Source organism: Paenibacillus sp. J22R3 (assembly GCF_056269305.1).
Genome location: NZ_JBWDNS010000008.1, coordinates 176841 through 189397, shown reverse-complemented (window position 1 = coordinate 189397; position 12557 = coordinate 176841). Strand labels below are relative to the sequence as shown.

The following is a 12557-nucleotide window of genomic DNA, read 5'->3' as shown; positions in this document are numbered from 1 at the left end:
TTCCGGAGTCGGGACGTGGTAAGGGACATCACATTCTTCATGCCGCTTGGTTCGATCACCGTCATTACAGGCAAAATCGGCTCCGGTAAATCGACTCTGCTACCCATAGCTTCCGGTCAAATCCGGTGGAATGGGGAGCTGCACTTCTTATTTCGTTTATTGATATTACCGTTAGGATAATTTAATGATTTGGAGCCACTGAAATACATGTTTGACAGATTTGATTTAAGCCGCCATTAGAGATGCACAGTCTCAATAATCCGCAATAACTTTCAAAAGAATCTAATACCTATGATAAGCTGCCGGCAACTGTCTGGTGACAAGACCATTGTTCAAAAGAAGTCCAGTAAACGTGGGCTTTTTTATTTACGTATAGAAAAGGCGCTAATTTCTGGAGAAAATAAATGATAAAAATAAATGGAAGGTTGTTTTTTTTGATTCATCATCCACCTTTTATATATAAGCATTCAATTACAGATCGGTTCAGGATGTAATAGTGAGGCTGCGAGTCTACTGTTTCTATTACAAAATCAGCTAAAATATACGTCTCTCACTTTTCTTTGATAAAACTTAGACTGTTTCGACAAGATTCTTATATATTTGCTATTGAGTGATCTTCAGGTAGAAAATACAATAATAGTGTAATTGTATTATAACATCTGGTTCAACTTCAAAAAAAACCCATTTTTAACTTTGGAAGGAGGGGGATGGACATGTTCTCAAAGCTATTTGGAATTGAGCCTCAGGGTCCAGCATGTAGCTGTAAAACTGTAGGCGGCACTTGGTGTGGTCCAGCTGCTCCGGGCACTTCTTGTGAGCCAGATGGAACGGTATATGCAGATTTAATTGACTGCTACACTCGTGATTTTTGTACTACTCAAGCGACAGGTCAATGCTGCGCCGGCTAAAAAAGGAAAACTAGAGGAGCTACACTTAATGTGTAGTTCCTCTTCCTAATTATAGTGATCCTAAGGAGAATAATCATCCATGCCTGAAATTATCATTATCATTTGTTTATTATTAATTTGGATAATCTCAATTTCTCTATCTTACCAGGTTTTAAAGTTCTTTAATAAAGAAGTAGGCAGTTTGCTAAGAAAAAATAATATGCCTATAAACAAAGAATTGAAGATAAGCAAAATAAATGATCTACTAATGACACCCAATTATTTTGGCGAAAATGGAGGTATGGTGGCCTTTTCTTCTCCAACATGTGCCCCTTGTTATGATGGTATAGAAAGGTTTATAAATAAACTTAAAATTGAAAGTATGGCTGGGGTTTGTTTTGCAGTAATGGAAAATACAGAACAATACAACAACTTCTTTGAAAAGTTTTCAAGTGAAATTAAAATTCTACCAATTTCAAGTCAACAACTAACTACATTTGGAGTGAATAGATTTCCAAGCTATTATCACATTAGTAAAGATGGCGTAGTTAGTGAAAATAATATCCTGTAAAGGAGCCTGTGTAGGAAGGAGTTAATCATGATTGAATAGTACAAAGCTTTTAAAAGTAGGAACACTCTTCATATTAAAAAACGCAAAATATTTTATACTTCTTTCACTTATATATTCGATAGTTTTAGGATTTACTCCATACATATCTTTATTAGTTTCCGAAAAATTAATCGATGAAGTTTCGAAAGTAATTAATAATGGAACGAACAATTATAAAAAATTCGTTTCTATATTTTTATTGCAGGTAGGTATTATAATTTTATCATCGGGGATATCTAGATTTAATGAATTAAAAAATAAGCATTTCGGAAACAAGTTTGATTATATATTGCAAAAATTGGTTCTGAAAAAGAGTACAACTATCCCACTGTTAGCTTTTGAAAACCAAAAGTTTAATGAACAACTGATTATATCAAAGCAAAATATAGGAAGTGTCTTCTCATTATACCAAGGGGTTTTTAATATTCTGGTCTCATTAATTAGAACTAGTACACTTAGTTACTATCTTTTTCAAATTAGTTGGTACTTATGTGGAATTGCTCTACTAATTCCAATTCCATCATTAGTGTTCAACTTTGTTTCAGGAAAGCAGAGATATAAACTAGTTACCAAAATGGTTAGTATAGTTAAGGAAAGTAATTATTTAAATCGAATATTATCAGATCGGAATAACGCAAAAGAAATTCGTATTTTTAATATCGGTGACTTTTACATATCAAAATGGTCTACTAAATTTTTATTTAATCAGAAAGAACAATTTAACCATTATAAAAAACAAAAGATCATAGACTTTACAATTGAAATAGCAATTACATTATTATATGGCCTTTCATTATTAGTAATGATTTTCTTGTTTAAAAGTAAGAGTCTTACTGTTGGTGCGTTTGTTGCAACCAGTCAGGCAATTCAAAACTTCAAAAGTTCAATTGATCAATTAATAATAGAATCAGCTAAATTATATGAAGATTCACTTCATTTTAAAAACTTGTTTAATTTTATTGATGATCAAACAGCGCCACTAGGAAATAGAACAGAGGATGAACTCGATTTTATTGATGAATGTGAAATTTGTTTGAAGGATATTTCTTTTACATACCCGGGTAGTAATAAAAAAGCATTAGATCGCATCAACTTAAAGATACATAAAAACGAGAGAGTGGTAATCATCGGAGAAAACGGTTCAGGAAAAAGCACATTAATTAAATGTATCACTGGGCTATTTCCTGTTGACGAAGGTGAAGTGATAATCGGTGGACAAAATATTAATTTGATTGAAAAACAAAAATTATGGAACAAATTTTCGGTTATGTTTCAGGATTTTATTAGATATCCCTACTCTGTTGAAGAAAATATCTCACTATTGGATTCATCCAATAAAGATAAAAAGCGACTAGTATCAATATCTAGAAGAATCGGTGTTCACAAGTTCGTTGAACAATTTAATGAGGGATATAGCACTAAATTAGGAAAGATACTATTTGACGGTGAAGATATATCAGGAGGGCAATGGCAGAAAGTGGGGATTACTCGTTCGTTATATAAGGATTCAAAAATAATAATTTTAGATGAACCGACATCCGCAATTGATAGTCAATCAGAAATGGAAATATTCGAAACTATTGACTTTTTTGCCAAAGAAAGAACGGTCATATACGTTACACACAGACTGGCATCTCTAAAATTCGCGGATAGAATAGTTATTATGGAAAATGGGAACATCAAGGAAATGGGCACGCATGATGAACTGATGTTATTAAAGAGCAACTATTATAAGTTGATTAATTCTAACTTAAAATCTGAAGTAGGAGTTGGTTAGAATAGACAGTTTATTGTATATTCTGAAACTGATATTAGGAACAGTATTTTTATTTTCAGGTATCGATAAAATAAGAAATTTAGAGTATCATTTTGCAATTGTTAAAGAATACGACATTCTCCCAAGAAAATGGGTTAATTATTTTGTTCGTTTAGAAGTTTGTTTAGAAATAGCATGTGGGATATTCATGCTATTGGGTTTATTCATTAATGTAGTTTCATCGATTTTGATTCTTCTACTCATAATTTATACTGTCGCAATCACAGTCAATTTATTCCGAGGTCAAGTAGAGATTTCATGTGGTTGCGGAGGACTACTCGGATCTCATAGAATTTCGTGGTTGTTAGTTACTAGAAACATCTTATTAATACTAGTGTTATTTTCACTCCATTTTATGCATACTTCACTAGGATCTCTTGAGGATTTATATCACGGTAATGATATTTCTTCAATATACAACATTAAGATGGCTATATTAACTCTCATCTCAATTACATCCATTTTGTTAGTATTGGTATTTAACCAAGTATCTGAAATAAGAGGTCGGAGTAAAAAGATAATTTCTGAAGGGAGCACGTTATGAAAATATTAGTTATTTCTAATATAGCTCTTTGGATTGCAATAATTATTCAAACATTCTTTCTTTATTCGCTAGGAAAAACTGTCGCTCATTTTCTAAACAGAATACGCATCGAAAATAGAAAAATAGAATATAACGGACCAAGTGTCGGTGATTATGCACCTCTTTTTAGAGCACATGATCAACACGGCAATTTGTTAAAATCTCAGCCCAATAACAGCATGACGCTGCTTATTTTTACTAGCCCTTCTTGTGGAATATGTGGTGAAATAGTACCTAAGATTAATACTATACCATCTCTCGACAGCCAACTACGGATTATTGTAGTAGCAAAAAAAGGTGGTTTTAAAGAGAATCTTACATATTTAATAGATGGTGTTTCTTTTATTGAATCGGATGATCTATTCGATAACTACATCATCAAAACGGTTCCAACTGCGGTACTAATTGATTCTGAGAACAAAATTTTGTCTATTAAATCAATAGTTAGTGTAAATGATTTAAAAGGAATGATCTATAATCTCAAAAGTGCTTAGAAAAAAAGAATATGGAAGGCGCACAGCGCTGGCGGAGGGCAACGAATGAACGAAGATATTCGGTTGATCGGCATCGGCAAGACTTTCGCGAGCGGAAATGTTGAGACGGCGGTGCTGGAGGAAATCGATTTGACCATACGTCGCAAATCATTCACTTCTATTATTGGCCCTTCAGGTTCGGGCAAATCCACATTGCTCAGCTTAATCGGAATTTTGGATCAGCCGACGTCTGGCCATGTGTTTTACGGGGAATCGGATACGACCAGTTTGAAAGCAGATCAATTAGCAGATTTTCGTTTTGAACAGATCGGGCTTGTCTTTCAACATTTTCATTTACTGCCAGCCTTAACGTCCTTAGAGAATGTAATGTCGCCTTTCTTTGGACGCCGACGTAGCGATGTCAAAGCGAGGGCTGTGAAGTTGCTTGAACGATTAGGTCTCTCAAACAAGCTACATTCGCTTCCGTCACAACTCTCCGGCGGGGAGCAACAACGTGTAGCTATTGCTCGGGCCTTAATTAATAACCCCAGCTGGCTTCTGGCTGACGAACCGACAGGAAATCTGGACTCTAGGAACGCCGACCTCATTTTCGAATTATTGCAGGAACTGAAGACTGAAACTGGTTGTGGTATCATTTTAGTTACTCATGACTTACAGTTAGCGGGTAAGTCTGATCGAATTGTCGAGATTAAGGACGGACATATCGTTGGAGATAGAGATTTACCCGGAGTGAGCGTATGCTGAGCTTAATTTGGACGAACTGGTGGCGTCATAAAGAGCGACTACTTATTATGTTGCTTGGCATTGTAATCGTATGCAGCGGATTGGCACTTTTGTTCACACTCACTTCATCAAATAAGTTGACCGTTATGGAGACTCTGCAAAACAAATGGAAGGTTTCCTATGACATCGCTGTCCGTCCTCCTGGAACAAGCTTCGGCGACAAAGCTGCTGGGTTAATGGAACCTAACTTTCAAGATGGAATTGACGGTGGTATCAGTTTGAAGCAATTGGAGCAAATCAAGCAGATGCCTGGAGTAATTGTTGCTGCGCCACTTGCAGTTCTTGGCTACACGGACTTTGGTACTTTACTGGACCGTAAAATAGAGTTCGAAGACTATGGTGTTTACCGGCTGAAGAATCAAGTAAGTGCGAGCAACGGAGTACAAAACATGATTTCTACTCCTAAAACAACCTATTTTAGGTATGGGCCCTCAAACAGCGGTGGTATGGTAATACAACTGACAAGTTATGACCCTGCATTGTTGGTTGGCATTGATCCTATTCAGGAAGCGAAGTTGGTTGGACTAGACCGCGCTGTTTTACCTTCTTCACATTACTTTAGTTCAACAGAGACGCAAGTAATAGAAAAACCATTAAACGGCAGGACCACGATTTCGAATATCCCGATATTAGTCAGTAATCAAGACCAGGTGGATCGGACCTATACCTTTCAATATGAGAGACTGGATATTCCATATGAGACGCCCGAGCAGGAGACTGAGTTGTCGGTTAAGCTGAAGGCCGCAGGCGGGTATGATGTTTTAGACGATGTTCGGGCTGTTATGAGCAAAACTGTAAAGGTTAATGGAAAGTCGGCTGTGGCTGATTTGCAAGAAAAAATGCTAAGGTTACAGTCAGCTAACGGTTATTTGGTTTTGAAAGAAAGACCTCAGCCACTTGCCTACGAGACTGCTCATAGCCCATACCCCGATCGTTGGCAGGTCGCTTACCGGTTAAAGGTATATGACGCACAAGCTAGCTCCTATTTTGGGAAATTTCCAGAATTTTATCGTCCATTGGAGAGTATTAAGGATCCAAAGCACCCAGACTCCGACTATGGAATCGGCTTGTTTGCAAACTATATTGGTCTGTACGATCCAACAAAGCTTCAGGTATCTAAGGACGTCGAATCACTATTCCCAATGGATACGTACAGGAAGCCCTCCGCCAAGCTAATCGTCGATTCAGCAGGACGTCTTGTCAATCCGCAGGTGACTATAAAGTCGATGAACAATCCACTAGACCTTTTGACGAGCCCACCGACGATGCTGACGACGATGGAGGCTGCAGCAAAGATCGCCGGCGATAAGCCGATTTCAATGGTACGGATTAAAGTTGCCGGCCTCGACGAAGTATCAGATACCAGGCAAGCCGAACTGGAGCAGATAGCGCAAGAAATTAGACAACGGACTGGATTAGAGGCAGATATATTGCTAGGCTCCTCGCCTCAGCCTGTGCTTGTCCAAGTGCCGAAGAGTGGTGCTCAAACGGAAATCGGTTGGATGGAGCAGGAGTGGATTAAACTAGGGGCTGCACTAACACTTGTGAACGAGGTTAAGCTGGGCTTTTCCGGGATGTTGCTGCTGGTCATCTTAATAGCTGTTATGTATGTGATCGCGACGAACATGGTTTCGTTCTTCGTGCGTAAGAAGGAATATGCTGTTCTCATGGCGCTCGGGTGGCGAACATCACGAATTCGCGGATTGATTCTCCTCGAATCCGCGTTCATTGGAGTATTTGCAGCACTGGCTACGTGGGGGGTAGAAGCTTGCTTTATCCTGATGAACATGACGACTATGACTGCTATGCAGCTTGTTGCGACTGGCGCCAGTGCTTTCGGAATTTTCGTACTCGGTAGCGCTTTGCCGGTTATTCAGGCAAGTAGAATTGTACCACTTGCTGCCATACGCACTGGCGAGTACGGATCTATCATATGGCGCGTGGTGCCAACACGCGGTTTGTTCGGTTTAACGACGGCAAACTTTGTCGGTAAATGGAGACGTAATATACTAGCAGTTTTGTCAATGGCTGTACCTACCTCGTTGTTGATTTTTTTCGTGTTTGTTACATTTCGGTTGAATGGTGTGTTTTATACGTCCTGGTTGGGCCAGTACGTCGCTGGGGAAATCGGGTTTCGGCACTATCTCGCGATTGGAGTCAGCCTGCTGATATCCGTTCTGACCACGGCTGAGCTTATGTGGCAAAATGTCTCCGAGCGCAAAATGGAGTTAGCGCTGTTGAAATCCATCGGATGGCGAAATCGCTCAATTCGGCGGCTGATCTTATTGGAAGGTGCTGTGGTCGGGATCTTGGCGAGCACTGTGGCATTAGTATTGGGAGTGGTAATAATCTCAATACTGTACCATCAGTTCCCTTTTCGAGAAATGGGTTACCTCTTTATGGTTTGTGCGGTGCCCATATTTGCAGGCATTATTGGATCTTTGCTGCCTGCGCAGACGGCTGTCTCTTTATCGCCTGCGGCAGGCATGGGTGGCGGGTATGTTTTGGCTAAAAAGGCATAAGCCCATAAAAATAAGCATCAGCTTCAAGTTTCTACCGGCGCTTAATGAGGAAGGACGATTTCGTAACCGTTCCTTTTTCGCGTTCTCTTGCGCAAGGCGGAGGTTAAGTATGGCCGGAAATATCCGTTTCAGGTTCGGCATTTACGGACGACAACTACTTCACAAAATCGGGATTTTATAACAAAAAACCTCTAGTCTGAAAATAGGCTAGAGATTTTTTTGCTTATTTTTTTTCCTTTTTTCTACTAATTTACTAACTCCCCATGTAATTAAGCCGCCGATTCCTACAACTCCCACTCCAACCCCAACTCCAACCCCAATCTTCTTTCTTAGCCTATTCATTTCAAGAGGAGTAAGGGTATATTGAGGTGGGTTTGCCAAGTGTTCAGTATTCCAACCTGACCTTAAGATAGCATTTACATCATCAGGCGACCTAAGAAGTCCCTCAACATATTGATAACCTCTAGCGAATAGTTTTTTTACTTCTTCATTTGAAATGACTTCACCGTATTCGTTTCGTGACACAATCTCACCCTTTTTAAATAGATAATTTATAAAAATAAAAAACTTGTCTATACCTTGAAATTCTGTCAGCCTTGGAGGCTGCGCGCAACTGCTATATGTCCGCTAATCAAGCTAAGATAAAAAGGACCCCCGAGTAGGGGGCATTTTTTATCTGGCATTTATAATATCGATAATTTCCGCTTTTGATAGGTTATATCTTTGTTCCATCGCTTTCCAAACTTCAAGCATTGTGCGGTATTGAGGGATCATGCGGCGGTGGCTATTATAGCTGCCATGTCCTTCTTGATGGAGCTCGTCGAATCTTCCCAGATCGTGCAGAAAGAACCTTGTGTACCCCAATTCGGTTGTTTCATTATTACCATCAAAGCCTGGGAATGATATGCGATGTTCTTCGATGCCTGACTTATCATCCAAACGATTATATGAGTTAAGAAGACAACTATACATGTCCAAGACATCAACAACCAGTTCTGAAGCACCCTCACTCATTTCGTCAGAGAACCATTCAACCATATCGTCATAACGAGACTTGTACCCATTACTCAAGATTGTTTTGAAATTGCGATACGTCTCAGCTTCATCTGGATTTAAACGCTCGAGAATATCGTACTGATTGAACAATATTAATCTTTCCTGTTTAGATAGATTCATCGGATCATCTCCTATTCGCGAGTAGAATGCCTTATTATACCATTTTGGAAAATAAATGCACAGTGGTAGAGTCAGCGACTATCGGAGCATGGCTGCACGAAGAAGGGAAAGCCGAGCAGTGGGCAGCAGCACAGTGCCCAATCATGCCATGCGGCGTTATTAGCGTGAAGAAGTAGGATCACTGCGGCTATGAAGCGTAGAGGTAGTATCGAGCATAGCGAAGAAACGGCGGTAACGATACGCTATGACGACCGATACGACCTGCTGCAAGCGCAAGTCGCGCAGCTGCTAGCCATGCAACAGAGCGCAGCGGCTGCGCTGCCTAGCCCGGCAGATCGTCGGCGGGAACGGATCGAGGATATGCAGCTGCAACATAAGATCAAGCAGCAGCTAAAGCGTGAAGCCTTGCAAAAGTGGTCTGAGCTGCCGGAGAAGGAACGGACAAAGAAGAAAGGTCTGTTCGGTCGAGAGGAAGACGAAGCGAAACGCGATCGCTTCATCCAGGACTATTACGACGATCATTACCTGGATCGGCTGCGGGGCGAGTTCGAAAGCTAATTCGTAAAAAAAACACAGCCTATGATAGAGGGAAGCAATTCTGGCTCTCTAAATAAATCATAGGAGTGGAAGAACAATGGAAATGGAAAACTCATTAAAGGAAAATTTGGTCGAAACAGCTACGGAATTAAAGGAAGAATTAAAGGAAAATAATTTTAAATTGGGCGAAAGATTGATGACGTGGGCCGAGAAAAACCCAACAGAAGCAACATTCATCGTTCTTGGTGCGACATTGCTTGGTGGATTTCTTGCTCATCAAGCGATGAACAGTTCTAAAAAAGTCAGTATTGGAGTGGGAAAATTTAAATTTCAAGTTGGAAGTAAGGATGATTACATAGAAGATGATCAGGCATAGCTTCATCGTTTCCAACACAAACTATTGTTACAACTGAATATAGGATCAGCCCCAGGTGATGCTGCCCGGCTGATCCTTTTTATGTGCCTTCTGACGGCGATCGCAATAAAAAAAACGCCGATCCGTAGATTAGCGCCTTTTCCTCAGCTCCTTTACTAGCTTTTGGATCCAGTGTCGGGGTTCAATACGACGGTAAAGAGTGGGGAGCGGGTAATCTCCATTCCTAGCTATCGGCTTTATTAACAGATGCCCGTCGGTCTTCTTGACCAATATGGGTATATATCATAGTTGTATTCATATCCTCGTGCCCGAGCTGCTCTTTAAGTTTTGCGAGATCGTTATTTTCTTGATGAAACCTGGTTGCAAATGTATGCCGCAGCTTGTGGATCGTTAATGCGGGCTTACCAAATGAATCAACGTAGCGGTCAAGCATTTTCTGGGCCGATCTCACAGTTAATCGACCAACAGCACCGCGTGGTCCTGTAGGCAGAGATAGAAAGAGAGCCGGCTGATTGTCGCCTACATGGTAACGGGATTTTCGAACGCTCAAATATGCCTGGAGATCTGCCATCGCAATATCACTAATGGTTACGGAGTCTTTTTTGTTGCCTTTTCTCGTTACTGAAACTTTATTCTTTAGTGAATCAACATCATCAAGATCAAGAGAGAGGGCTTCTGATATCCGTAGTCCCGAGCCTAGTATCAAGCTAACCAGCGCAAGGTCACGTTCTTTGTTCTTAATATGGGAGTTATAAATGCGCTTGTTTTCAACACAAGTTTGTTGGTACCCTTCAGCAACGAATACTCGAAACTCAAAGATTTCATCATCGCGCAAGATTTTATCCTCAATCCGGCTAGCTTTCTCCTCAACGGTCAGCTTTTCTTTTTCGACTGGCAGTACTTTTACCATCACATTGCGCTTTAAATATGGGTAGTTATTTTCATCTTCAGCGACTTGGGATAAATAATGGAACAGCGACTTGAGTGAAGCGAACTTACGAGCGATTGTATCAGGCGAATTACCATGATCAATGGCAAGGAAGTCTCCAAAACGCTCAACATCCGCTGCGCGAAGGTTTTCAAGAACCTGAAGCGGAATCTGCCCGCGTTCGCCGCTGCATAATCCCTCAGACAGCAGCCAGTCAAAAAATGAGATATAATCAAGGCAATAGTTTAATAATGTATTAGGCGACTTTCTGCGCTTGTTACGTTCTATGTATTCTTGCGCGTACCACGGCAGCTCGATCATCTTTATATCGGTTTTCTTATATAGTCGTTTCCGTTCATCGATATGCATAAAGGCTGGCCCCCAGATACTTTAAATTGCGTATAATGAGATTACTATGAAATTAATTAATGGCATGAAATAGTAGTGATTGATAGAACTATTATACCAAACATTTGTTCTCTGGTCCATGATTTCGTCTAACTAGAGTTATGCGTAATTTAGTAGCTTTCTATTTCTCACTCTTCTTTTCACGGAAATTCTATACAAAAACGACAAGAACTTCTATACATAAATGTAAATGCTTTTCTTCTCGATCCGAAAACAAAAATCAGCGTTGCCGAATTAAAACGGTAACGCTGATTTTTGTTTTATATTCTTAATCGTGCTACATACTGGTCTACGTATTTTTTATATTGTTTGTATTGAGATTGGTTTTAATCTGTCGTTGTTGTCGGAGGACAAGAACATCCGAAGGATCCCTGCGAACGGAAACTTGAAGTCAGCAAGCATATCACTATAAAACTTGATTTCTGTTGGACTCTTATAGAATTTTGTGTTTACAATCAATAGTGGTAATGAAACACCTAATTGATTGGGGTGGTAATCAATTGCAAATTTAACAGCAGATGATTTCCCTAGCCATGGACGACCGAAAACGTTTTATGCGGACTTCATTCGGACAATGTTCTTGTCAACCGACAGTATTTCTTTAATTTCGTGCAATTAGATTTCTCCTCCTCCCCTCCCCCCGCTGCTCAAATCGTCCGCAATTAATACAAACGCATGTCGTGCAAAATAAAAAACGGATATCACAGTATATATATGCGATATCCGTTTCCTTTATCTATATATCAGCCCGGATTTAATTTCATAAAACCCAACAAGATCCTCATTAATTGGATCATCTAAAAATCCTAATACAGTATCATAAGGTTCAATAATAAAATTCTCCAAACCACCTATATTCTTCACAATTGGAAAATCACCAGAGCGCTCTTCCCACACTCCATCAAACTTATCTACAAATACTTGCCCCAGAATATAAGAAGCGAACCAAATCATATTATCCGATCGATCCATTTTGAGCAGGCTTTCCAAAGATCCGATTATTTCTGGATTATGTGTGTTCAATCCTTTCATAGTAATAAAATCGTTTGCTTTGGTCACAAATTCTTCATTAAAAACAAAACCTAATGGCCGCGCCTTAATAGTACTGTTCGCATCTAACCAATCAATTGCTTTATTCTTGGTAATTTCTAGAATTTGAAGAAGAACTCTTTGAAGCTCTTCTTCATTTTCGTAAAAGTACCATTCCTTATCCCATTCATTAAATAAACCAAAACCGCTAATCACCTTTTCAGGTGTGTAGTACATAACACGAAGTGCGTTTGGTTGCCAATTACTCTTCTCTAGAGAGATACTTTGCACATCATTTTGAAATACACGTTCAAATTGATATATTCCATTCTGTGCGATTTTAAGATCGAATCCTAATTTACTTAATGGTGGACCAAGTATTTCTTTTATTAGTTTACTTAGACTCAT

The 12557-nt window shown here is 39.5% G+C and carries 13 protein-coding genes; 9 read left to right on the top strand and 4 right to left on the bottom strand.

The window, feature by feature from the left end; all coding sequences use genetic code 11:
• The first annotated feature begins 15 nt into the window (after positions 1 to 15).
• The 7 genes from AC0YN4_RS27870 (at position 16) to AC0YN4_RS27840 (ending at position 7695) form a co-directional block, all read left to right on the top strand.
• The gene (locus AC0YN4_RS27870) at positions 16 to 180 is read left to right on the top strand and encodes an ATP-binding cassette domain-containing protein (protein WP_475783917.1); all 165 of its coding nucleotides are present in this window, start codon (positions 16 to 18) and stop codon (positions 178 to 180) included.
• An 807-nt stretch (positions 181 to 987) separates the two neighbouring features.
• The gene (locus AC0YN4_RS27865; protein WP_475783918.1) at positions 988 to 1458 is read left to right on the top strand and encodes a hypothetical protein; all 471 of its coding nucleotides are present in this window, start codon (positions 988 to 990) and stop codon (positions 1456 to 1458) included.
• Between the two features lie 31 nt (positions 1459 to 1489).
• A complete protein-coding gene (locus AC0YN4_RS27860; RefSeq protein WP_475783919.1) occupies positions 1490 to 3274 on the top strand; it encodes an ABC transporter ATP-binding protein in 1785 nt (594 codons plus the stop codon).
• Positions 3267 to 3857, top strand: coding sequence for a MauE/DoxX family redox-associated membrane protein (locus AC0YN4_RS27855; protein ID WP_475837306.1), 591 nt, complete (start codon positions 3267 to 3269; stop codon positions 3855 to 3857). Before AC0YN4_RS27860 ends, AC0YN4_RS27855 begins: the two co-directional genes overlap by 8 nt.
• Positions 3854 to 4390 (top strand): thioredoxin domain-containing protein, encoded by a 537-nt coding sequence (locus AC0YN4_RS27850; RefSeq protein ID WP_475783921.1) that lies wholly within the window; start codon positions 3854 to 3856, stop codon positions 4388 to 4390. The genes AC0YN4_RS27855 and AC0YN4_RS27850 overlap by 4 nt, the downstream gene beginning before the upstream one ends.
• 45 nt (positions 4391 to 4435) lie before the next feature.
• Positions 4436 to 5134 carry an ABC transporter ATP-binding protein gene (locus tag AC0YN4_RS27845; RefSeq protein WP_475783922.1) on the top strand — a complete coding sequence of 233 codons (699 nt, stop codon included), beginning with the start codon at positions 4436 to 4438 and terminating at the stop codon, positions 5132 to 5134.
• The gene (locus AC0YN4_RS27840) at positions 5128 to 7695 is read left to right on the top strand and encodes an ABC transporter permease (protein ID WP_475783923.1); all 2568 of its coding nucleotides are present in this window, start codon (positions 5128 to 5130) and stop codon (positions 7693 to 7695) included. The genes AC0YN4_RS27845 and AC0YN4_RS27840 overlap by 7 nt, the downstream gene beginning before the upstream one ends.
• A gap of 207 nt (positions 7696 to 7902) precedes the next feature.
• Here AC0YN4_RS27840 and AC0YN4_RS27835 read toward each other — a convergent pair whose 3' ends face one another.
• Both AC0YN4_RS27835 and AC0YN4_RS27830 read right to left on the bottom strand, forming a co-directional pair.
• Positions 7903 to 8220, bottom strand: coding sequence for a hypothetical protein (locus AC0YN4_RS27835; RefSeq protein WP_475783924.1), 318 nt, complete (start codon positions 8218 to 8220; stop codon positions 7903 to 7905).
• 147 nt (positions 8221 to 8367) lie between these two features.
• Entirely contained in the window at positions 8368 to 8871 is a 504-nt protein-coding gene (locus tag AC0YN4_RS27830) for a YfbU family protein (RefSeq protein ID WP_475783925.1), read from the bottom strand.
• Positions 8872 to 9060: 189 nt separating this feature from the next.
• Here AC0YN4_RS27830 and AC0YN4_RS27825 point away from each other — a divergent pair, with 189 nt between their 5' ends.
• Both AC0YN4_RS27825 and AC0YN4_RS27820 read left to right on the top strand, forming a co-directional pair.
• Positions 9061 to 9429, top strand: coding sequence for a hypothetical protein (locus AC0YN4_RS27825; protein WP_475783926.1), 369 nt, complete (start codon positions 9061 to 9063; stop codon positions 9427 to 9429).
• 76 nt (positions 9430 to 9505) lie between these two features.
• Positions 9506 to 9784 carry a hypothetical protein gene (locus AC0YN4_RS27820; protein WP_475783927.1) on the top strand — a complete coding sequence of 93 codons (279 nt, stop codon included), beginning with the start codon at positions 9506 to 9508 and terminating at the stop codon, positions 9782 to 9784.
• A gap of 223 nt (positions 9785 to 10007) precedes the next feature.
• On the opposite strand, the gene xerS is transcribed toward AC0YN4_RS27820, so the two are convergent.
• Entirely contained in the window at positions 10008 to 11081 is a 1074-nt protein-coding gene (xerS, locus tag AC0YN4_RS27815) for a tyrosine recombinase XerS (protein ID WP_475783928.1), read from the bottom strand.
• Between the two features lie 771 nt (positions 11082 to 11852).
• A complete protein-coding gene (locus AC0YN4_RS27810; RefSeq protein ID WP_475783929.1) occupies positions 11853 to 12557 on the bottom strand; it encodes a hypothetical protein in 705 nt (234 codons plus the stop codon).